Raw genomic sequence first — 23,135 nt, forward strand, 5'->3', positions numbered from 1 at the left:
ATATCCCGACTTTCATCAGGACCTTGCCGGATTGGTTGTTCTCTGCGTCTTCTGCGGGAGATCTTTTTTCCCTGTGTGCTTTGTGTCCTCTCTATATTATAAGCTTGGCTTATGTAAGTGCCATTCGGTTTAACATATTTATTAGCTACAGCTCGAAGGATATCGAAGATATAATGCCTGTGAATATTTTACTAAAGTCTATTCAAGATACAGATGTTTTCATTGCTGATGAATCCTTGGCTCCAGGAACTGAAATAAGTAACGAGCTAATAAATAAGATTAGTAAGACAGACATATTTATTGTTTTTTTCAGTACAAACTCAGCTAAATCAAATTATGTCCAGCAGGAAATTGGTGTAGCAAGGGCTAATAATAAATTGATAATTCCTATAGTGTTAGACGGCACAAAGCCGACTGGAATGCTTACGGGCATAAACTACCTTGACTTATCAAATCAACAAAAATACCAAGCAGAGATAGGACGACTATATAATTTTATTAATTCAAATATTCAGCAAAAAAAGCAAAATCAACTTATTCTAGTATTAGGATTATTAGGTTTGGGTTATCTAATGCTTAATAATAGTAATAGTAAAAAGCTTATGGAACAAAGATGATGCAGCAGTTAAAATCAAAGTTCAAAGAAACTGAGATAGGAAAAATTCCTGAAGATTGGGAAGAAGCCATATTTTCTGAGGTTGTGGATATAAACCCTATCAGGGAATTGAAAAAAAATGTAGAATCAAAATTTATATCTATGGGAGATATTGAAAGGTATAATAAAAAGATACAAGGATATATTTTTAAGAAATACAAGGGCGGTTCTAAATTTATAAATCATGATACACTAATGGCCAGGATTACTCCTTGCTTAGAAAATGGGAAAACTGCTTACGTGGATATTTTAAGTGATGGCGAAATAGGGACTGGCTCGACTGAATTTATAGTCTTATCTGCTAAAGAAGGGAAGACAATTTCTGAATTTGTATATTATTTAGCAATATCTCCTGAAATAAGGACTAAAACAATTAAATCTATGACTGGAACCTCTGGTAGGCAAAGAGTTGAGAATGATGTTTTTGATACAATAATAATTAACCTTCCTTTTCCCAAAGAGCAAAAGTCAATTACCAAAATTCTCTCTGACTTAGACTCTAAAATCGAGCTCAATCAACAAATGAACAAAACCCTTGAAGCAATTGGCCAGGCAATCTTCAAGCGATGGTTCATTGATTTTGAATTTCCGAACGAGGAAGGCAAGCCATATAAATCAAGCGGCGGCGAAATGGTTTATAATGATGAGTTAGAAGAGGAGATACCGAAGGGGTGGGAGGCTCTACCGTTTTCTGAAGTAGTAAATGTAAATCCTTCCAGAAGGCTAAAAAAAGGGACTGTTACAAAGAAAGTCGGAATGGCTGATTTGCAGCCTTGGCAATCTTGGATACAATCATATCAAATAGCAGAATACAGCTCTGGACCCAAATTTAAGAATGGCGATATCCTTTTTGCAAGGATCACTCCCAGTTTAGAACATGGTAAAACTGCACTCGTATCCATTTTAGCAGAAGATGAGATTGCTTTTGGCACTACTGAATTTATCATCTTTTCTCCAAAGGTTATTCCGTCAAGTGTTTATATTTTCAATTTGGTGAGGGATGCAAAGGTAAGAGAAATAGCTATAGGTGCTATGACCGGATCTTCGGGAAGGCAGAGAGTACCTAATGAATGCTTTGATCACATTATGCTCCCTGTACCTCCTGAACAACTAGTGAATAGATTTGATAATAAGGTTTCTGTAATGTATAAAAGAATTTCAAACAGTGCCAGAGAAATTGATTGTTTCACCCAACTCCGTGACTCCCTCCTCCCCAAACTAATGTCCGGGAAAATAAGAGTCAGCGTTCCGGGGTAGCAAAAATGAGCGGAAATATTCCCCTTCGAGACCAGAAAATCCTTTGCTTAAGAAGTGGCAACCGATGTGCTATTCCAGAATGCCATAAGGAGCTTATCATCAATAAGACCCAAGGCGACTGTGAATCCATAATTGGAGAGATGGCACACATTAAGGGTGAAAATCCCAATTCAGCCCGCTACGATGCTGACATGACCGATAAAGAACGTAACTGCTACGATAATCTGATCCTGGTCTGCGGGAACTGCCATAAGATGATTGATGACCAGGTGAATACTTATACCATCGGGAAGCTGTGCCAAATCAAAAAACAGCACGAAAAATGGATTAACGAATCCACTGAAAAGGAAGTAGTAAATGTTACCTTTGCTGAGCTGAATGTTGTTACGAGGTATTTGAACTCAGGCCAATTTGTTCCCAGTGAATCCTTTACAATTATTCCACCGAGAGAAAAAATTAAAAAGAACTCTCTTTCAGGAGAGATAGAAAGACTAATAACGATAGGAATTACCCAAGTCAATCAGGTTCGGCATTTTATCGATAATTGCCCTGATGCGGAGTTCGGAGAGCGGCTTAAGCAAAGGTTTGTTGAGGAGTACGAACGCCTGAAAAAAGAAGAAGAGCTTTCAGGGGATGATTTATTTTTCAGCCTTTTTGACTTTGCGTCAGGAAAAAGCAATGAGTTTCGAGAAAAGGCTGCCGGTCTGACAGTTTTAGTATATTTGTTTGAATTATGCGAGGTATTCGAGAAATGATACTCCCGACGAAGCATATCAACCTGTCAAATTCATTACTGGGAGTGGGGGCGGCAATTTTGAATTGCATGAACAAAGACAAGACTGTTTCCTTATTATGGGATGAGGCCCGTACATTTCCAGAAGTGAGGACCTTTGAGCGATTCACTCTTGGACTGGATCTCTTGTTTATCTTAGGAATGATTGACTTCCGGGATGGCTTGTTAAGGAAGATTAAAAAATGATCCACTCAATTACCTGTGATAAGGAATCCTTCAAAAATGTCCGGTTTAATCCTGGCTTTAATGTCATTCTTGCTGAAAGAACCGAGGAATCCACCAAGAAAGACTCCAGGAATGGCCTTGGCAAGTCGACCTTGATTGAGATCATACATTTTTGTTTGGGCGGCAATAAAGGAGAGACCTTATCAAAGCATGAATTGGATGACTGGACCTTTACATTGGACATTGATTTAGCCGGTAAAAGGTATTCTGTAACGCGAAACACTCTTGCTAATAAAGTAGCCATAGAAGGTGATTGCTCAGATTGGCCCATAAAACCGGAACTGGATAAAAAACATGGGAAGCAGATAATCACTAACAGTAATTGGAAAAGGGTATTAGGCGTTTTAATGTTTGGGCTCGAACCTTCGTATGATGATATGAAATATGCGCCAACATTCAGAAGCCTGATTTCCTATTTTATACGGCATAATGGCCAAAGTGGAGCATTCCTTAATCCTTTCCAGCATTTTAAAAATCAAATAGAATGGGATAAACAAATAAACAATGCATTCTTACTGGACCTTGGCTGGGAGTATGCTGCCAGATGGCAGGTACTTAAGGACAGGATAAGAGTTCTTGATCAGATAAAGCAGGAGGCAAAATCAGGGGTTCTTGCTAATCTCGTCGGCACGATAGGAGAGATTGAAGCATTAAAAATCAGACTGGAATCCCAGGTAAGGCAGGAAGAAGAGCAACTAAACAGTTTCAAAGTTCACCCCCAATATAGAGAGATCGAGAACCGGGCTAATGAATTAACATACAAGATTCATGAGTTAACTAACGCAAATATTGATGAGAAAAGGCTTCTTGAGCATTATGAGAAAAGCTTGCAGGATGAGGTTGAAGCGAAGCCGGAATCAGTAACCAGGGTTTATCAAGAGGCAGGATTAGTATTACCGGATTCTATAAAACAAAGGTTAGATGAGGTATTATCCTTCCATAAGCAAGTGGTAGCCAATAGGAAAGAGTTCCTGATAAATGAGATTGAACAAATAAGGAATGCAATTGCAAAGAGAGAGCAACAAATTCAAAGCCTCTCTGATGAGCGTGCAGAGCTGATGCAAATTTTGAAAAAGCATGGGGCACTGGAAGAATATACCCAATTACAGAATAATCACCAAAAGACCGTTGCCGAGCTTAAAGATGTTGACATTAAGCTTGCAAACTTACGGAAATTTGAGCAGGGACGAAGCGCGGTCGCAGTTGAACAGGAAATCTTGCAGCAACAGGTTATTACAGATTTAAACGAGAGAAAGACCCAAAAAGAGAGGGCTATTTTACTCTTTAATTCCAATTCGCAAGCCCTTTACCAGAGTCCGGGGATACTATCGATTGATATTTCAAAAACAGGATTTAAGTTTAATGTAAAGATTGAAAGGTCTGGCAGCCACGGTATCGGCAATATGAAAATTTTCTGTTATGACCTTATGCTGGCACAGCTTTGGTCAAGAAAGGAGAATAGCCCCGGACTGCTGGTCCATGACAGCATCATTTTTGCTGACGTTGATGAACGGCAAAAGGCTTTAGCCCTGGAAGTGGCCGCAAAAGAGTCTGAAAGGCTTGGGTTTCAGTATATATGCACTATGAATTCTGATAATATCCCATCAAAAGATTTTAGCCCGGCTTTCCAGTTTGATAAGTATGTAAGATTAACCTTGACTGATGCCACCGAAGACGGCGGCCTTCTGGGTATAAGGTTCTGAAGGGAAAAATGCCCCGACTGATCACCGAATCCGAAGTCGAAGAAGCCTGCCTGGACATACTTGATGAGCTTGGCTATAAAATCGTTCATGGCCCTGATATCGCTCCCGACAGCAAAGAGCCTGAAAGGGATGACTATTCCCAGATCATCCTCAACAGGAGGCTGCGACAGGCCATAGACCGGCTCAATCCCTCTATCCCGGAAGAAGGAAAAGAGCAGGCAATAAAGAAAATTTTTCGGAGTGAAAGCCCCGGCCTTGTCATCAATAACCAGCACTTCCATAAAATGCTTGTTGACGGGGTTGACGTTGAGTACAGACAGAACGGACGGATAAAGGGCGACAAGGTCTGGCTATTCGATTATAAGAATCCGAAAGACAATGAGTTCCTGGCCGTCAACCAGTTCACGATTATCGAGAACAACAGCAACAGAAGGCCGGATATTGTCCTGTTTGTTAACGGCCTGCCCCTGGCTGTCATTGAGCTCAAGAATCCCGCAGACGAGAATGCAACAGTAAGAAGCGCTTTCCACCAGTTTGAGACCTACAAATCAGAAATTCCTTCCCTGTTCCATTACAACGAAATCCTGGTTATCAGCGACGGATGCGAGGCAAAGGCAGGGACCATCACTTCAGACTGGGAAAGATTCTCTCCCTGGAAAACAATCGACGGCCTTGAAAAAGCGTCTCCCGCCATCCCCCAGATAGAGGTGCTCCTCAAGGGTATGTTTGACAGGAGGATTTTCCTTGACCTGGTACGGCATTTCATCGCCTATGAAAAAGATCAGGATAAGATACTCAAGAAATTGGCAGGTTATCACCAATACCATGCAGTAAACAAGGCGATAGAGGCAACGATAAAGGCATCCCAGCCAAAAGGCGATAAACGCTGTGGTGTCATCTGGCATACCCAGGGGTCAGGAAAAAGCCTGATCATGGTCTTTTATGCGGGGAAACTTGTCCTCGAAATGGACAACCCGACAATAGTAGTCCTCACCGACCGGAACGACCTTGACGACCAGCTCTTTGGGACATTCTGCAGATGCCAGGATTTAGTGAGGCAAAAGCCTGTCCAGGCAGATTCCAGGGACAAGCTTCAGGAATACCTTAAGGTAGCTTCAGGCGGGATCGTGTTCACGACAATCCAGAAATTTTCCCCTGATAAAGGGAGTAAATACCCGCTCCTTTCAGAGAGAAGGAACATTGTTGTCATTGCAGACGAGGCCCACAGGAGCCAGTACGATTTCATCGACGGGTTTGCAAGGCACATGAGGGATGCACTGCCCAACGCTTCCTTTATCGGCTTTACCGGAACTCCAATTGAAATGACAGACAAGAACACCCGTGCAGTGTTCGGGAATTACATCGATATCTATGACATTGAGCAGGCAGTGAAAGACGGCGCAACTGTCAGGATATTTTACGAGAGCAGGCTTGCAAAGCTTGAGTTGAAGGACGATGAAAGGCCGAAAATTGACCCAGAATTTGAGGAAGTGACCGAAGGCGAAGAGGTAGAAAAGAAAGAGAAGCTGAAAAGCAGATGGGCCAGGCTTGAGGCTGTTGTCGGAGCAGAAAAACGGGTTAAACAGATTGCCGGGGATATCGTAAGGCATTATGAAGAGCGCGAGGAGGTAATTGACGGCAAGGCAATGATTGTTTGCATGAGCAGGCGCATCTGTATAGACTTGCACGACGAGATAATCAAGCTCAGGCCCCAATGGTACCACAAGGATGATGATCAGGGCTCGATAAAGGTTATAATGACAGGCTCTGCCAGTGACGGCGCATCCTGGCAGGAGCATATCAGAAACAAGCCACGGCGGAGAAAACTCGGTGACAGGATCAAGGACCCAAAAGACCCCCTTAAGCTTGTCATTGTTAGGGACATGTGGCTTACCGGCTTTGATGTCCCCTGCCTGCACACGATGTATATCGATAAACCGATGAAAAGCCACGGGCTGATGCAGGCAATAGCGCGGGTGAACCGCGTCTACAAGGATAAGCCTGGCGGACTTGTGGTTGATTACCTTGGGATAGCGGATGAATTGAAGAAGGCTGTTTCCGAGTACACTGAGAGCGGAGGCAAGGGGAAACCTATTTTTGACCAGAACGATGCAATCCAGGTCATGCACGAAAAATATGAGATTGTATCCCAGCTATTCCACGGCTTTGATTACCGGAGATTCTTTACAGCATCTGGCAGGGACAAGATATCCATTTTGGTAAGGGCTGAGGATCATATCCTGAAGCAGAGGGACGGCAAGGAGAGGCTACTGGCCTATGTAGCGCAATTATCAAAAGCTTTTGCGCTTGCGGTTCCGAGCGAAGAGGCATTGAGGATACGCGATGACGTTATATTTTTCCAGGAGGTCAAGGCCAGTCTCTCAAAATTCCAGAGCGGGAAGGGAAAAACAGGCGAAGAACTGGATTCTGCCATCAAGCAGATTATTTCCAAGGCAATCACCTCAGATGAAGTGATTGATATCTTTGCAGCAGCAGGGCTCAAAAAGCCTGATATCTCGATTCTTTCAGACGAGTTTTTGGCTGAGGTCAGGGGCATGCCCCACAAGAACCTTGCTCTCGAACTCCTCAAGAAGCTCTTGAACGATGAGATCAAGTCAAGGTCGAAAAAGTATCTTGTCCAGAGCAGGTCGTTTGCTGATATGCTGGAAAAAACAATAAGAAGTTACCAGAACAAAGCGATCGAAGCTGCGCAAGTCATTGAAAGATTGATTGAGCTTGCCAAGGATATGAGGAAGGCGGCTGACAGGGGAGAGGAATTAAATCTCAGTGATGAGGAGCTTGCTTTCTATGACGCACTGGAAGTGAATGACAGTGCTGTCAAGGTATTGGGTGATGAGGCATTGAGGACCATTGCGAGGGAGCTTGTCGATACTGTCCGAAAGAATGTTACAATCGACTGGACGATAAAAGAGAGCGTCCAGGCAAAGATTAAGGTTGCGGTAAAAAGGATTCTCAGGAAATACGGATACCCGCCGGACAAGCAGAAAAAGGCGACTGACACTGTTTTGGAGCAGGCTGCTTTGATATGCAAGGATTGGGTGAGATGAGAAGAGCTCTGGCTTTTCCGAGAAAAATAAATTTTGGAACGAAAGCTCAGTTATTACGTAAGCTCTTCATCCTATTGAAAATTTCTATCCTCTTTTGGGATGCTTCCAGTTCCCGGTCTATTAGCTCATCCCAAAGCTTGCTTTCTTCATCAACTCCTTTATTATACTGATCAACTTCTTCATTCTCAATATCTATCGATTCATTTTCCTGTTTTATTCCCATTTGCTGTCTCTCCAGTACCCAAGATAATAGTTTTAGGATTTTTGGACTTGACCAATAATTACTGATATTATACTGTGGTATAGCCTGCCTTCCGCACCACCTGCTCAGGCTGGTTGAAATACCCCAGTCTGAGCCGGGGGAATTTCTTCCTCAGGGTATCTACTACCTCCCAGATGGGCACAAACTCCCCCCGTCCATCTTCTTCATCCGCTTCCGGCGCTCCCATTCTTTCCAGGTACAGGTCGGGATCGATATTGAGATTGCGCATCTGGATAAGGTCAATGCCTGATTGCCCGACAAACTGATAGAGCTTTTCACACTCGATCTTCCGATCGGTTATGCCGGGAAAGACCAGCAGATTGATTGAGGTATAAAGATCATGCTCCCTGGCCTTTTTCACGGTCTCGATCACCTGGTCGAAGGTATAGCCGCACGGGGAGTAATAGCGGTTATAGGAGTCGGGGATCAGGCTGTTGAGGCTGACCCGGACGCTGTCAAGACCAGCCCGAAAGACCTCTTCGGCCTTCTCCGGCAGGCTTCCGTTGGTATTGAGGTTAATAATGCCTTTTGAGGTTTCCCTTCTCAGCCGGTGGACCGTCCGGGCCAGGGTATCGGCCTGGAGCAGCGGTTCCCCCTCACACCCCTGGCCAAAGCTCACAATGGCATCTTCCCTGCCAAGGTGCGGCAGGGCAACCTCCACCAGCTCATCCACGGTCGGGACAAAGGTAATCCTCTCCTGGGACGATGGGCAGCACTCACCGGGCTGGAGAGAAAGACATCCCAGGCACCGGGCATTGCATGCCGGAGAGGTCGGCAGCGGACATTCCCAGCGCTGCAGGAAGAAGTTTTTAGCGGCAAAACAATGATATTCCAGAGCGCAGCGGCTCAGTTGCCGAACCAGGCGGTTTTTCGGCTTCTCCTGCAAAAAGGTGCGCACAGCCCTGGCTACCTTTTGGTCATCCTGAAAATATTTCGGGTGCCAGTGGGGATTGGGATCAATCTGAAGAGCGCTCACCCAGAATCTTCCATTTTTCCAGCCAACAGCGGTGTAGGCCCATAAGGGAAGCTCGATGCGGGGCTCCTGAACCACCTGGGTGGCCGGGAGCAGGGTTCGTAAAAATCCCGGAGCCAAAAAGGCTGCTACGGGAAAGCATCGTTTTTTCTTCCCGTTGAAAGAAAACTCTTCGCAGGAGGTAAACTTTTCAGCCCTGGTGTCCCAACCCACAGGAATACGGCCAGGCATGATAAAAAGCTGACTGCCAAAGGGGAGCGGGATAAGCTGCCTGCGGCCAGGTCTGACCATCCGGTACCCGGTGCGGGCTGCAAGTTTCAAATACGGGTGGTCGTAAATTTGTCCGGATTCATCTGCCACGAGCAGAGCAGGCACGGCTTTTTCCTCCCGATGTTACGACCTTTGCTGCCATAAGGCCAGGCCGGTGACAGCATCGTCTCTCCTTTGGAGAATCCTCCCCTGGAGCTCCTGAACCTGATACTCAGCCGCAAAAATGATTGTTCCCGGCATGAGATGCCCTCCCCAGGCTTTCCCCTCCCCGTCGGACAGACTGATATGGGCATGGATGAAGCACCTCTCATCCTTATAGGAGATATTGCCCAGGCAGCAGACGATTTCAGCCGGAGTCGCAAGAGTAATCTGCTGATAGCGCTTTTCACCCTGATGATAGAAACCAACGCAGGACTTCTGCACTGCGCCGATAACCCATAAGGTTCCCATCCGGATAGTATGATCTTCGCAGAGGCGATACAGCTCATCCAGTAAGTCCGCTCCATATTCGAGACGGCCAAGAAAGAGTCTTCCTGCACTATAGCGTTCAACCATGATACTTCTCCTCTGGCAGGATGCAGAATCGGGAGTTAACCGGGCCGATTCCCCGGCCCAGAGGCTGAGCTGACTGGATGGCCTCTCCGATAACTCCTTGAGCCTTCTGAATGGCCTGAACGAGCGTAAGGCCACGCGCCAGACAGGCGGTAATGGCCGCAGCCAGGGTGCATCCCACCCCATGAATGTGCTGATTGTTAATTCTTTCCTTCTCAAAAACCCTATATTCTCTTCCATCATAAAAAAGGTCAAAAATTTGACCGCCGGAAAGATGCCCTCCCTTGATCAGGACGGACCGGGTACCGGAGGAGTCCATGATTTTTTTGGCCGCATCCTGTATCCGGTCTCGGGTGGTCAGGGGAGAAATGCCGCTGAGCAGCTCAGCCTCCGGGATATTCGGTGTCACCAGTGCAGCCAGGGGGAACAGACAGTGCTGGAGAGCAGGAACGGCCTCAGGCTGGAGCAGAGGCTCTCCCCGCTTTGCGGCAAGAACAGGATCGATAACCAGGAGATATTTTCCTCCCCGGAGCCTGCCAGCAACCACTTCGATGATCCCCTGGCTCCAGAGCATGCCTGTCTTGATGGCATCGGCACCGATATCATCCAGCACCGAATCCATCTGCTGCTGCACGACATTTTCCGGAACACCGAAAATGTGCTGTACCCCCAGGGTGTTTTGCGCTGTAAGTGCCGTGATCACCGAAAGGCCGAAAACTCCCATCAGGGCGAAGGTCTTCAGGTCTGCCTGGATACCTGCCCCGCCTCCTGAATCCGAACCGGCAATGGTGAGAGCCCGTGGCAGGGGAGGGGAGGGGGGGGCAGAGAATGAAGCTGGTGAATTCATGTTCATACTCAATTTCAGGCTGACCTCTGGGCGAGGATCTGGCGGATGTGCCGGATGGTCAGCCGGATGTTGGAAGTTTGATAAATCCCGGCGCTGACAGCTATCCGGCTGGCTCCGGCTGATACAACGGGAGGCAGGTTTTCCAGAGAAAGCCCGCCGATGACAAAAAAGGGAATCTTCAGGGTCTGGCGAAGCCGGGTAATATCCTCAAAGCTGATTCTGGGCGAAGTGTCCTTTTTGGTCACGGTCAGATAGCAGGGACCGTATCCAAGGTAGTCTGCTCCCGCCTGCTCCGCTTCGCATGCCTGCGCAAGAGTATGGGTGGATACGCCGATAATCTTGCGCGGTCCCAGGATTTTTCTGGCTTCTTCCAGGGGAATGTCATCCTGCCCAAGGTGCAGGCCATCGGCATCCAGGATTTGACAAAAATCCAGACGGTCATTCATGATCAGCATTATCCCTGCTTCCCTGGTCAACCGGCGGATTTGCTGACCGAGGTCAAGTATCTGGCGATCGGTTTTTCCTTTCAGCCGAAGTTGAAGAAGATCGATTCCCTGGCCTATGGACTCAATGACCTTATTCCAGGAGGTGCTGTCCTTTTCCAGGTCAGGAGGAGTTAATGCGTAGAGGAAGCAATCTTGAATTGTTTTTATGCCAGTCGGTTTCATACTTCTCAAAAGATGCTTTACGGCAGTGAAGGTTTTAAAAACTCTTTGACCACACTGATGGCGCAGAATTCTCCGCACATGGTGCAGGTGGCGTTTTCCCGGGGCGGGCTGGCCTGACGCAGCCTCTCGGCGGTCTTCGGGTAAATGGCAAGCCGGATCTGGGTCTCCCAGTCCTGGGATTTGCGTGCCCGTGACATCTGATTGTCCCATTCCAGGGCTCCCGGTATTTTCCTGGCAATATCAGCCGCGTGACCGGCAATGCGGGCGGCGATCACTCCATCCCGTACATCTTCCGGGGTCGGCAGCCGAAGGTGTTCCGAGGGAGTGACATAGCAGATGAAATCCGCCCCGGCACGGGCTGCTATGGCTGCTCCGATAGCCGAAGAAATATGGTCGTAGCCGCAGGCGATATCGGTCACCAGAGGACCCAGCACATAAAAGGGCGCATTCTTGCAGAGCCGCTTCTGGAGGACGATATTGGCCTCGATCTGATCCATGGGCACATGCCCCGGCCCCTCGATCATTACCTGGACATCCGCCTGCCAGGCCCGCTCGGCAAGCTCCCCCAGGGTTAAAAGCTCCTGGATCTGTGCCCGGTCCGTAGCATCTGTCAGGGCTCCCGGCCTGAGCCCGTCGCCAAGGCTCAGGACCAGATCGAAGCGTCTGGCCAGATCAAGAAGACGGTCGAAATGCTCATATAGCGGGTTTTCTTTCTGGTGATGGACCATCCAGGAAACCAGAAAAGCACCGCCCCGGCTGACGATGTCCATCAATCTTCCCTGTTTTTTCAGCCGCTGCACTGCTTCCATGGTTAACCCTGCATGAACGGTGACAAAATCCACCCCATCCGCGGCCTGCTCTTCGATGACCTGAAAGAGCTTTTCTTCGGACATCTTGACTACAGCCCCAAACTCTTCAATGGATTCGATGGTTGCCTGGTAGATCGGCACCGTTCCAATGGGCAGGGGAGAGTGTTGCAGGATTTTTCTTCGCACAAGATTGATATCACCGCCCGTGGAAAGATCCATGACCGCATCAGCCCCGGCCTCAATCGCGGCGCGCAGTTTTTCCATTTCCTGATCCGGGTCGGGCCGGTCTTTGGATGTTCCGATGTTGGCGTTGACTTTGGTGCGAAGCCCGCCGCCGATTCCGCAGAGCCGGGATTTGGGTCGGATGCGGTTGCAGGGGATAGCGATAACTCCCCGGCTGATGCCTTCCATAATGGTCTGGGGCGACACCTGCTCCTGTGCGGCTACCAGCTCCATTTCCGGAGTAAGGCAGCCGGATCGGGCCTGCTTCATTTGCGTGGTCAAAGCATAGGTCTCCTTATCGCGGATTGTTTTTAGCCACAAGCTCGGCTACTTTCAACCCCGAAAGCAGCATGCCGCCGAAGATCGGCCCCATTCGATGTGCTCCAAATACAGCATTGGCAGCCATACCAACCACATATACGCCGGGGTATACTTCCCTGGTATTCTTGAGAATACTCTTCTCACCAATATCGGCCCACATCGGCTTTTCACCCATAATCTCACCCGTTTCCGTCAATAGCCTTGCGCCGAATTTCTGGCGCAGAATCTTGACCAGCTCGGCTGCGTGGCCGGTAGCATCGATAATCGTTTCAGCCTTGATACTCAAAGGATCGATGTGCAGCCCGGCCATGTTGACTGCTGACCAGTTCAGCACCAGACCGATGACCCGCTCCTCCCGGACCATGACATCTTCAACCGAGATCAGATTGAAAACCTGAGCTCCCGCTTTGGTCGCATAAGAGGCCAGAGTAGTAACGGTCTGAATCGAGTCGGCTGTAAAGTAGCCGGTCTTATATTCACGGCTGGCAACACCGAGCTCATCCAGGATTTTTTTCCCTTCCTCCTGCACAACGATCTCGTTAAACATCATCCCGCCGCCCCACATGCCGCCGCCGACACTCAATCTTCTCTCAAAAACAGCTACTTTCAATCCCTTCCTGGCAATGGCATACGAGGCCATCAACCCTGCCGGGCCAGCCCCGACAATAGCTGCATCGATCTCTGAGTAGCTCATCAGCTTTTCGGAAAAACGCTCAATGATAGCTTTTGAAACAACAAGATCATCTAATTCCATATACTCTCCTGATACCCTCCTGCCTGAATAAAGCGCGTTAACTAAGAGATAACGCTCTTTCAGATTGTTTACCATGTAAAAGCAACGTCTTTTGCAGAAGATTGCTTATTTTATCCGGCAAACTTTTTATTCTATAGTAATTTGCAAAGAATATCAAATACTTTTTTGCTTGTCAATGACTTATCTTGTCAATGACTTATTTATGGTATCAGATGTTCCCCACGTTGAAAAAATAGGGAGCCGGTGAGAAAATAAGATGGAGAAAAGAGATTACCGTGGGTTTTCTTTCTTCTCTCTTCTTTCTTTTGTGCTGAGAATAGAGGGCTGGTTGATCTCCCGCCAGTACCTCATAAGAGAGTTACTCTACCCACGGTAACCGATGAAAGGGGGTGAATAATTGATGAGAACATCAATCATAGACCCAGCTATAATTATAGCAAAAGTAAAAGACCTTTGTCAGAGGTTAGAATTCCTTGGGATAAAAGTAGGAGATGCCAGAAAGCATCCCCGAATTTCTCCTGTCGATATTTTTAAATCACTTCTTTTGATACCTATCCTGAGACTCAAGAGCCTGAACCAGCTTGATAACAAGCTGCGACTGCCAGAAGCAAGAGATTCTGTGAGGATGATACTCAAGGCGGTAGTAAGATTTGCTCAGGCAAGAGGGTATCACAAGGTAACCTTATCCAGTGGCAGAAAGCTGATAGCAGGAATAGTGGATGGGACCATGATAGGCAAAAAGCTGTGCAGTGTGTTCTATGAGATCGGTAAGATAAATCTGCTGGTTGATGTTGAGCGGATAAAGAAATAAGGGTAAAGAACTTGAGGCAAGCTGGAAACTGCTCACAAAACATCTGCCTGAGGTGGATATGATGATTTTCGATGGGCTCTACTATATCAAGAAGTGGATCAACTGGATCAGAAGCCAGGGTAAAGACGTTCTTCTGATTAAGACCACAGAAAAGAATCTTACCCATATCCAGGATGCAGAAGAGTTATTCGGCCACTATGAAGAGTTTAAAGATGAGGTAGAGTATTACGAAGGTACTCAGGTCAGAGAGGATGGGGAAAAATTCAGCTACCAGCTATGGGCAGTAGGGGAGCTGACAGCAGAAGGGGTAGATTATCCCCTGAAGGTAGCCAAAGTCAAGACGGTCAACCTCATCAATAAGCAAGAAGAGACCTCTTACCTGATCACCACCCATGTGGAGTTAACTGGACTGGAGATGAAGGAAATCGGCCAGCTTCGATATTTCCGTTGCTGGCGACAAGATGAAACGATGGAGAAACTTCATACTGCTCTTCGGCAGAAAGTGAGGAAAGAATCGGGACGAGATGCCCAGCCCGGTGCTGGTATCATCGATAGCCAATCGGTCAAAACTACTGAAGTTAGTGGACAGAGGGGCTACGATGCTGGCAAAAAGATCAAGGGGCGTAAGCGTCATATATTGGTTGATACTATGGGATTAGTTCTGATGGTGGTTTACAGCCGGAAGACGTCAGTCTCATAATTCGCGACTCCGCGAACAATAATTATGGAAGTATCCTGGAATATATTGCTGCAAGCTATAATTTGGCTGAAATCGAATCGGCACTTATAAGCTTCAAATGGATCCAATGGAAATTCAAAAGTCTCAAGAACATCGGGTTCGCCGGGGCAGAGCCGGAACTTTTTATGAATGCTGATAAATTTATCGAAAAGTATCATATCGAGCCAATTGCCTATGGCTTCAGCCCCTTATGGGCAGGTGCCGGATATGGATACTATTCTGATGTCCCCGCTCTTTATGTCCTCAAATTAATGGTACCGTTTGTAAGCAATCTTAGTTCTTCCCCTGATGTTTTACGAAGGGCTCCCGAAGGCTTCCAGAGGCTATGGGAAAAAGTTGCGGAAGACCTGGAAGATGTTCGCCTGAACCAGACCGTGGAAAAAGTTAAACGGGGTGATAACGAAAGTTCGATATCAATCGAAGTAACCGCCAACGGCCTTACCGAGACCTTCGACCGCATTATCATTTCCTGTGACCTGAAAGAAGCCCTCAAATTTATCGATGCATCCCCGGAAGAACAGGAACTGTTTTCCCAGGTTCAAAACAATGACTTTTGCATTCATATTTTGCACGCTGATGGGATACCCTATCATGATGGAACTTTGTTATTACTTGCAGAAAATACCATGCCCGAAACAATTGGCCATGTTACGGCCATTATCAGCCGGGAAGATACTCCTGGAGTTTGGACATCGTACCAGATAGCTCCCCGGGGGGCATCTGCGGACAGGTCGAAAGTATAATCACCCGGAAACGATGGAACTACTTCCCTCATCTCATGTCAAAACCCAAACTCTGCATGATGGATTCTACGAGAGAATAGAAGCTCTCCAGGGGAAAAAGGGGAGCTATTATAGAGGGGGAATCATGAATTTTGAATCCATTGAAAATACCTGTGAATATGCTGAAAAGCTCGTAGAAACATATTTTGCGGCAGACTGGCAGTCTTTATCTGCCAGTCGCCGTCTTTTCCTGCCAGGGAGTGTCTGCAATGCGATGCAGTTCCTACCGGGAAAACCTCAGACATTGGTTGTCGGTCCTCAACCATCGCCAGGGCTTCTATATCTGATCAAAAATCTTAATCCGGTTATCTTTTGAATCCACGATAAGAAGGCGCTTATCCGAATCCTGCACTATTGCCTGGGGAGTATCCAGAGCAGCTTCCCGGGACGTGGAGGATGGATCACCGATTTTCTGGATAAATTCGCCATTGGTATTGAACTTGTAAACCGAGCCTTTCTCCTGATCCACAACATAGAGAAACCCGTCCGAATCAAAATAGATACGAGTCGGTTTGGAGATGGGAAACTCTTTCTGGTGAAATACGTCCAGGGTCCGCAGGAACCGCCCACTGGTGTCAATCTGGTGAAGCACGAAACCCCTGCGAGTTTGATCCAGCACGTAGAGATAGCCAAATCCAGTGGGGTCGTAGGCGATCCGTGAAGGAGCCAGAAAGCATTCCCTGCACGAGCCATAGCTTCCGAATTCCTTCTCGAACTCTCCCTCATTGTCAAACTTTTGAATTCGACTGTTACCGGAATCAACTACATAGAGTGCGTTATCATCGTCGATAACAATATCGGTGGGTGTCTGAAACTTACTTTCGCCGGAGCCCAGGGAGCCAATAACCTTGAAGAAAAATGAGTAATTCGGGTCATTAACTGGATCTTTCCATGAATTAAACTTAGCTGGATTAAACTTTTGTATCCGGTTATTACCCGTATCAACTACATAGATGTTGTCATTCTTGTCAATAGCGATAGCCGAGAGAGAGTCGAATTCGCCCGATTTCGTGCCGCGCTTTCCCCATTGGCAAATAAACTCGCCATCTTTGCTGAACTTCTGGATAAGATTATTTCTCCCCTGGTCAACGACGTAGATGTTATCCTGGCTGTCAACGGCAATTGCTACTGGATGATCAAACGATCCTCTCCCCATTCCGGAACCGCCAAATGATGACTCATAGCTGTAGTGATGATAACCCAGCCGCTTTTTCTGGCCGGTATCCGCACCTGCTGGTGGAAGCGGAGAATCCTGTTTGGGCAGTGGTGCAGTGTCTTTCTCGACAGGAGGAGGAGATAGAGCGCCTTTTTCCCCGGCTGGAGGTACAGTGTCTTTCTCCGCAGGCTCAGGCAAAGGACTTTTTGCCGGAGGCAAAAGTAAATCCTCTTTCTCAGAAGATGCAGGCCCCCTCTCGTTGCCGGCAGCAGGTGCAGGCTCAGGTGGTGTCTCTTTTTCAGCAGACGCAGCAGGCACAGGAGTTTTCTCCGGAGGCAGAAAGCCCTGCTCAGGTGGAGGCACGGGATTCCCTTCCGCTGACGGTGAAGAGGCCAAAGTTTGCGGTTTGGCACCCATTGCCAGAGTTTCATGAGCGTTCCGTGGCTCTTGTGCCTTTTGGCTATTGATAAGAAACGGCAGCAAACCTATCAGGCAAAACACCCCCAGCCGGAATTTCATCTGCCGATATCTGGTCTTGAATATTGGAAACTTGCACATAATGTCTTATCGCCTCTTTTCGACCGGATCGTCTACGGTCACAACTTTATCTCTGGTCTTTTCCGGGGAGGGGGCTTGAGCTTTGAAGTTCGATACTGTCCTGCTGTTAGCTCGAATCTGGTACTTGAGAGAAGAAACAATCTGCTGGCATACTTCTTTGCTGAGCTTTGATGAAGAAGGACCATTGGTAAAGCCGAAAATCCTGCCCGCTGACATATCGCCGCTTTTATAGCAATTTCCCGTCCACAGGATATTGCCATTATCGACATCGATCATCCGGACGCTCAAGCCGACGAGCGCAGCACTATCTTTGCTCTTTGCATATTCAAAATCGGTCACTGTTCCCAGGATCAGATATTTTACTCCCAGTCTGTCTCCCAGTGCCTTGATAGTCTCTTTGTCCAAAGAGTCCGGTTTTCGTATCCGCATTCCGCCCAGGGCAGCATTGGCCTGAATCGGATCGACGATATCTTCAAAAATGTCGGCAGCAAATAACTCGGTGAGAAACACTTCCATAACCTTCAGGTTAACATCCTGCTCCTTGCTGACATTATCAAACGGCAGGACACAAACCTTCCTGGTCGGCTCCCAGGGTGAATACAAGATATTCCGGGATTTGATAGTCGGCTTTGAAAAGACAGCAGTTCCGTGGTTTGAGCACCCAACGGACATCAGGAGCAGTATCCCGATTAAAGCGGATAAAAAGACCGAACGAAAACTTTGGTTGGCAAGGCGGTTCATGGGTTCTTCCTCCTTACAGTAATCCATAATTCAGTAGTAGGTTAAAATTAGTTTTGTTTACAAGAAATTAGCCCGAATTTGCAGCCCAATCCTCTGTTCCTTATTGTTATCCAGAGAATAAGTTTTAGTATACTTATAGTTGGTTGTAATCTCGTAACTTCTGAACCTATAGACAAGCCTGGTTTCCATGGTCTCAGTATCACCTTCACTTTCCTGCGCGTAATCGCGATCATCATACTTGAAGCTGCCACTCCAGGTAAAAGGATCGAACCGCCAATCAAAGTTAAGAGCATAGGAAGTGTCCACTTTATCCCTGGTCAGGTCTCCATTATCGATGGTCCTCATATCCTGCCGGTTAATCTGGGAAGAAAAGATAAGATTCTGAAAAGGGGTAAATCTGACGTCAAGCTTGGTATCATCGTTATGCTGTTTGTTCCTGCTGCCCTGGCTTTCCGAAATCCGTTTTCGGCTCAGGGAGTGTGAAAGGTCAATTTTCAGTTGATGGGAGATAAAGAGGCTGTAAGTAATGACAGTTTTGAACTCACGGGTAGTTTTGTCTTTGAGTTCCAAATAGTCGTCCTCTTCTGAAAAATCATATTCGGGGGTCAAATTGAGATGCGAGATCGGAGTCAGATGGAGTCTCCACCGGTATTGCATCTCCCGCCTTGAGTCGGTGTCTTTTACTTTCTCCTTTACCAGCCTGGCGTCAAAAGCGTTCTGCGCATCGAGGAATTGAGGAAAGTCCGCGCTCCAGGTCCCTTCGATAGTCCGAGTGTCTTCTTCCGCATCCTGGGCATTATCCGTGAAATGATCGACATCTCTGGATTCGATTTCGAATTTTCCCAAAAGGTTAAGCCATTTCCGGGGATCGGCCTGGATTTCAGCGTCATAGCTGTTTATTGACTCGTCTTCATTTTCATCCTTGTTCTTTTCGGATCGGTATTTACCAAAAAGTCTGACAAAGGAAAACATCCTTTGTGATATATCCATCCGGAAAATATCCGCCTGCTCACCCTGATTCCCGTTATTCTGCGTCTTGTTATTCCTGGTATGCTCATCCTCGTAATAAGTGCTCACTGTAGTGTCTGGTGTAATTGTATACGTAAATTTGGTGATGGCAGTATGTATTAGCCGATCGCCGGTATATACCCACTCACTCGATGGGTTATTGCTGCCGGGACTATTGGGATCCAGCTCATTTTTTTCGCTTTCTTTTTCTACCTTATAGTCGAGATCAAATCTCAGTTTATTATTCATGAGAAAATGCTTCAGGCTGACCTGACCGACATAGTTCTCCTCTCTGATATCACTCCGGCCTTTGCCCTCAGCCCATCGGTCTTTCAGATAATCGGTTTTTTCTCCTTCATAGCCAAGCCGGATATTCAGGAAGTCCTGTATGTTATAAATAGAGCTTATTGAAATGTTACGAATGTCCGTTTCTTCAGATTCAACCGACTTTTTCTCCCGGGAAAAATCATATTTAACATTAATTTCCGGAAGAGACTCAGGTTGAAGGCTGAGATCAGCGAATCCTTCATCCTGGAGGAGCGTGGAACTGGTTTTGTTTTCAGACTTCTTGTATCCCATTCCAAAATCATACAGGCGGGATTGGACCTGAAATCTTCCATATGGTTCTTTCAGGCTGGTGTCCGGCTCCGATGATGAGCCTTTGATATACTCCCGCTCGATCTTCCCTCTAAGCTCACTTTCCACTTTTGTTTCCAGGGTAAGAGCAATATTATGCCTGATCTGGAGTTCCTGTCTCAGGTCCTTGGTGGTTTTTGCAGGTTGACTGCCGGCTGGGGTTTCATCAGTTTTCTCATAAGACAAATCGATGCCAAAACTCCAGGGAGATGATGCCAGGGCTTCTGAAGCGGTAACACATAGTACGAGATGCACTACAAGAATCAAGATATGCGTCTGTTTTTTCACTTGAAAGTGTCCCCCACTCCACTCCTCTTCGTCAGCGAGGAAAGAAAAGTGGCTGGCTCATATTTCCTGCTCCTCCATGAAGAGCCAGCCCGTATGAGTGCTTTCTCATGATTGATATACTCTACTTGTCGCCATACCTGGCCGATAAGTTCGGAAAAACAGGCAGTCAAAATTTATTATGCATAGCTATGTAATCCCGGGAGGAGCCAGCTTACGCCTAAATAGGTGAATAACACGAATAAGAATCCAACAATTGACAGAACAGCGGTTCTTTTCCCTTTCCATCCGGCGGCAAACCGGGCATGAAGAAAGGCAGCGTATACAAACCAGGTGATCAGAGACCATGTTTCCTTCGGATCCCAGCTCCAATACGTTCCCCAGGCATAATTCGCCCAGGCAGCACCGGTAATAATCCCTATGGTCAGGAAAGGAAAACCGATAACGATAGCCTTATAGGCTAATTCATCAAGAAGTTCGGAGGAAGGCAAAATCTGCAGGACACCGACTTGGCCCGCTCCCCTTTCCTCATAGTAAATCCTCACCAGGTACATGATACTGATCCCACAGGCGACAGCAAAGGCTGCATAACCAAAAAAGCAGGTTACCACATGCGAAAGAAGCCAGTTACTCTGCAGGGCCGGTACAAGCGGTTCGATCTGATCTGACAGCAGGGTAGTAACAGCCAGCAGAATAAATGCAATGGGAGTGACAAAAACTCCGATCGCTTTCTGCTTGAATTTAAATTCCAAAATAAGATAAGTCAGGATGATGGCCCAGGAAAAAAAGACCATCGAGGAATAAAGATTGGTAAAAGGAGGCTGGCCGATGCCCTGCCGATAGGAAGCTACGGTCCTGACAATGAGAGCGGCCGTATGGATAAGCAAACCAAGGGTCGCTGTACCGGTAGCCAGACTGCCGATCTTTTCACTTTTAATAGCCAGGAACGTTGCATAAACAAGAGTGGCAACAATATAAATAATCATCGCCGCTCCGAAAAATTTTGAACTGAGCGCAAGCATAAATTATATTTCCTCCTATCATTATCCTACTGTTGTCCTATCGGTAAGATTACTGCCAAGGTTGGTGACAATTTTTGCAAAAACAGCCTGAAAAGAAGGTTTATTTTTATTGGTACTGCCTGCAATAGTAATTTCCTGGCTATTTCCTTTATCGGTAACTACAACCCAGAGGCGATAATGGGGAACCGAAAATATGATAATGATTCCCATGACCAGGATAATACATCCTGTCCATACCAATGGCACTCCCGGATCCCATACGACCTGAAGGCCGGTATATTTTTTTCCTGAATCGACGGAGATTAACGAGTACTTGTAGTCAGTTTGACCACCATGAGGGAAGTCGGGGAAACGGTGGAAGACCCATGTTTGCCGTGGCTGATCATTGGCTGTCCTGATCTCCAGAAAGGCGGCAGGGTTATTCGGGACATTTGAGCGGCTGTCTACCTGCCCATTCTGGTTCATGTAAAAATCTGGAAAGTAGCGCAGGAGAGTGACCTGCGTCTTTTGACCATCTTTACCGGAAAAGTGGAAAGAGCCGCCTTCCTGCACATCAAAATTACCTATCGGTTCACCTTCCATTGTTTTTACCGTAACGGTCAATTGAGGCACTTCACCAAAACTGGACTGATAAAAGTATATCCCCTGGTAATTCAGCGGGGCATTGACCTCAATCTCTTTGGCGAAAACCTCTTTTCCATGATCATGAATTACCAGCAGGCTCTTGTAATCTTTGGGCCGATTGGTAAGATTCCCTGATTCATCCTGATAATAGGTTACTTCAAACTTCCTGCATTCTACTTCAAAATCAAGCTCCTTGGGACCATGGCCTCCAGACTGGAGCGTAATTACCTTCCCTTTCTGCCCTTCGACAATGTTGATAAAGCCTTTAAATCCCCTGGCTGCACCGATGATCGCTCCGGCAAAAATGAGAATTATGCTCAAATGGGTGATATGGAAAGCCAGACGGCTGAATTTGCCTCTTTCCGAGAAAAGGTACCATCCTGTCTCATTTTTTACCTTGTGCCGACAACCGAATCCACTCTTTTTCAGACCGGCGAGCACTGCCTCAAGGGTCTGGTCGAGAGATTGCTTTTTAACCAGGAGCTTTTCCTGAGAACTGAGCGCTTTGAGCTCATTATCCGTGATCTTCACCCTGGGTGACAGGATAAGCTGCAAATCCCTGGGCAGCCTTCGCAGCGAACAAAACAGCAGATTCAGGGTCAGGAGGGCTAAAAGTGCCATAAACCACCAGGAGTGATAGAGATCGAAAAACCCGAAAACCTTAAAAACCTGATAAACCGGCTTACCGAACTGCTGCAGATAGATAGCCGGATTCTGCTGCTGCTGAATCACTGTTCCAATAATTGAAGTAAGAGCCAGGATGATGAGGAGAGAAATCGTTAACTTTAAGGAACTGAAAAATCTTACAATTTTTTTTACCATGAATTCACCCAGTAAATTTTCCCTTGTCAATTAAGCCCTTGTGTTATTTGGATATTGTGTGCACTGAACCCTTCCGATCTACTGCCTTGTCTCTTCACTGTCAGAAACTCCTGATCCTATAATTCCGCGATAACCGACACCACCTACTTATTTTGGAAAATGGGGGAATTAAAGCGGACACCTGTTCGTCAGATTTATTGATAAAGTTTAGTAAAAGTTTAGTAGATGATTTAAAATCAAAAATATACCATACACAAAATTGAATGTCAATCTCCAAGACGTGAACCGGGCATGCTTTCAGTGTTTTTTTATCAGCCGCATGCCTGAAAATAATATTCTAATATAAGAGTAAGTAATTACCGCTTTATCCGTCCTACATAACAAATAATGTCTTCACCGCTTCTCTTCAGGGCTATATTTAGCCAAGCTTATAGGATTAAGGCAATTTGTCAATCGAGTCTAATATTACAACGAGACTTTCATGAGGAAAAAGTCTCGTTGTAATACTAAGCAGGCAATATTTATTTGCCTTTGCAGTACAGCGCCTTACAGTTACCTTTTTGTCTCTTTTC

Annotated in this window: 21 protein-coding genes and 1 pseudogene; 10 read left to right on the top strand and 12 right to left on the bottom strand. The window is 46.6% G+C overall.

The window, feature by feature from the left end; genetic code table 11:
• From AB1611_05650 to AB1611_05675, 6 genes are all read left to right on the top strand, one after another.
• The coding region (locus tag AB1611_05650; GenBank protein ID MEW6379074.1) for a toll/interleukin-1 receptor domain-containing protein at nt 1-617 on the top strand (617 nt) is incomplete at its 5' end.
• Nucleotides 614-1,912: a restriction endonuclease subunit S gene (locus AB1611_05655; protein ID MEW6379075.1), complete on the top strand. Its 1,299-nt coding sequence runs from the start codon at nt 614-616 to the stop codon at nt 1,910-1,912. The genes AB1611_05650 and AB1611_05655, both read left to right, overlap by 4 nt.
• Nucleotides 1,913-1,917: 5 nt before the next feature.
• On the top strand, nt 1,918-2,667 hold the full coding sequence (locus AB1611_05660; GenBank protein MEW6379076.1) for an ABC-three component system protein: 750 nt from the start codon (nt 1,918-1,920) through the stop codon (nt 2,665-2,667).
• Nucleotides 2,664-2,891 (top strand): ABC-three component system middle component 6, encoded by a 228-nt coding sequence (locus AB1611_05665; GenBank protein ID MEW6379077.1) that lies wholly within the window; start codon nt 2,664-2,666, stop codon nt 2,889-2,891. Before AB1611_05660 ends, AB1611_05665 begins: the two co-directional genes overlap by 4 nt.
• Nucleotides 2,888-4,633: an ABC-three component system protein gene (locus AB1611_05670; GenBank protein MEW6379078.1), complete on the top strand. Its 1,746-nt coding sequence runs from the start codon at nt 2,888-2,890 to the stop codon at nt 4,631-4,633. The genes AB1611_05665 and AB1611_05670 overlap by 4 nt, the downstream gene beginning before the upstream one ends.
• An 8-nt stretch (nt 4,634-4,641) precedes the next feature.
• Nucleotides 4,642-7,701, top strand: a complete 3,060-nt coding sequence (locus AB1611_05675; GenBank protein MEW6379079.1) for a type I restriction endonuclease subunit R — start codon at nt 4,642-4,644, stop codon at nt 7,699-7,701.
• Nucleotides 7,702-7,747: 46 nt separating this feature from the next.
• Here the strand turns inward: AB1611_05675 and AB1611_05680 are convergent, their stop codons facing one another.
• From AB1611_05680 to AB1611_05710, 7 genes are all read right to left on the bottom strand, one after another.
• The gene (locus tag AB1611_05680) at nt 7,748-7,924 is read right to left on the bottom strand and encodes a hypothetical protein (GenBank protein MEW6379080.1); all 177 of its coding nucleotides are present in this window, start codon (nt 7,922-7,924) and stop codon (nt 7,748-7,750) included.
• A gap of 67 nt (nt 7,925-7,991) precedes the next feature.
• Entirely contained in the window at nt 7,992-9,311 is a 1,320-nt protein-coding gene (locus tag AB1611_05685) for a radical SAM protein (GenBank protein MEW6379081.1), read from the bottom strand.
• An 18-nt stretch (nt 9,312-9,329) separates the two neighbouring features.
• Nucleotides 9,330-9,761, bottom strand: coding sequence for a PPC domain-containing DNA-binding protein (locus AB1611_05690; GenBank protein ID MEW6379082.1), 432 nt, complete (start codon nt 9,759-9,761; stop codon nt 9,330-9,332).
• Nucleotides 9,754-10,611: a bifunctional hydroxymethylpyrimidine kinase/phosphomethylpyrimidine kinase gene (thiD, locus tag AB1611_05695; protein MEW6379083.1), complete on the bottom strand. Its 858-nt coding sequence runs from the start codon at nt 10,609-10,611 to the stop codon at nt 9,754-9,756. The genes AB1611_05690 and thiD overlap by 8 nt, the downstream gene beginning before the upstream one ends.
• 8 nt (nt 10,612-10,619) lie before the next feature.
• Complete coding sequence (thiE, locus tag AB1611_05700) at nt 10,620-11,273, bottom strand: thiamine phosphate synthase (GenBank protein MEW6379084.1); 654 nt, start codon at nt 11,271-11,273, stop codon at nt 10,620-10,622.
• A gap of 17 nt (nt 11,274-11,290) precedes the next feature.
• The gene (gene thiC / locus AB1611_05705; protein MEW6379085.1) at nt 11,291-12,574 is read right to left on the bottom strand and encodes a phosphomethylpyrimidine synthase ThiC; all 1,284 of its coding nucleotides are present in this window, start codon (nt 12,572-12,574) and stop codon (nt 11,291-11,293) included.
• A gap of 25 nt (nt 12,575-12,599) precedes the next feature.
• Complete coding sequence (locus AB1611_05710) at nt 12,600-13,379, bottom strand: sulfide-dependent adenosine diphosphate thiazole synthase (GenBank protein MEW6379086.1); 780 nt, start codon at nt 13,377-13,379, stop codon at nt 12,600-12,602.
• Between the two features lie 400 nt (nt 13,380-13,779).
• On the opposite strand from AB1611_05710, the gene AB1611_05715 reads away from it, so the two are divergent.
• The 4 genes and pseudogenes from AB1611_05715 (at nt 13,780) to AB1611_05730 (ending at nt 16,027) form a co-directional block, all read left to right on the top strand.
• Complete coding sequence (locus AB1611_05715; GenBank protein MEW6379087.1) at nt 13,780-14,190, top strand: hypothetical protein; 411 nt, start codon at nt 13,780-13,782, stop codon at nt 14,188-14,190.
• Between the two features lie 502 nt (nt 14,191-14,692).
• Nucleotides 14,693-14,860 (top strand): annotated as a pseudogene (locus tag AB1611_05720) (transposase).
• 92 nt (nt 14,861-14,952) lie between these two features.
• Nucleotides 14,953-15,672 (top strand): FAD-dependent oxidoreductase, encoded by a 720-nt coding sequence (locus AB1611_05725; protein ID MEW6379088.1) that lies wholly within the window; start codon nt 14,953-14,955, stop codon nt 15,670-15,672.
• A gap of 124 nt (nt 15,673-15,796) precedes the next feature.
• Entirely contained in the window at nt 15,797-16,027 is a 231-nt protein-coding gene (locus AB1611_05730) for a hypothetical protein (GenBank protein MEW6379089.1), read from the top strand.
• Here AB1611_05730 and AB1611_05735 read toward each other — a convergent pair.
• The 5 genes from AB1611_05735 to AB1611_05755 all read right to left on the bottom strand — a co-directional run bounded on the left by AB1611_05735 (nt 15,989) and on the right by AB1611_05755 (nt 22,563).
• Entirely contained in the window at nt 15,989-17,425 is a 1,437-nt protein-coding gene (locus tag AB1611_05735; protein ID MEW6379090.1) for a 6-bladed beta-propeller, read from the bottom strand. The genes AB1611_05730 and AB1611_05735 overlap by 39 nt on opposite strands.
• A gap of 6 nt (nt 17,426-17,431) precedes the next feature.
• Nucleotides 17,432-18,166 carry a hypothetical protein gene (locus tag AB1611_05740; GenBank protein MEW6379091.1) on the bottom strand — a complete coding sequence of 245 codons (735 nt, stop codon included), beginning with the start codon at nt 18,164-18,166 and terminating at the stop codon, nt 17,432-17,434.
• Nucleotides 18,167-18,223: 57 nt separating this feature from the next.
• Nucleotides 18,224-20,098 (bottom strand): hypothetical protein, encoded by a 1,875-nt coding sequence (locus AB1611_05745; GenBank protein ID MEW6379092.1) that lies wholly within the window; start codon nt 20,096-20,098, stop codon nt 18,224-18,226.
• 176 nt (nt 20,099-20,274) lie between these two features.
• Nucleotides 20,275-21,117 (bottom strand): c-type cytochrome biogenesis protein CcsB, encoded by an 843-nt coding sequence (gene ccsB, locus AB1611_05750; protein MEW6379093.1) that lies wholly within the window; start codon nt 21,115-21,117, stop codon nt 20,275-20,277.
• 21 nt (nt 21,118-21,138) lie between these two features.
• A complete protein-coding gene (locus AB1611_05755) occupies nt 21,139-22,563 on the bottom strand; it encodes a cytochrome c biogenesis protein ResB (GenBank protein MEW6379094.1) in 1,425 nt (474 codons plus the stop codon).
• Nucleotides 22,564-23,135 lie beyond the last annotated feature (572 nt).

It is taken from the genome of bacterium (assembly GCA_040755755.1).
GTDB lineage: Bacteria > SZUA-182 > SZUA-182 > DTGQ01 > DTGQ01 > DTGQ01.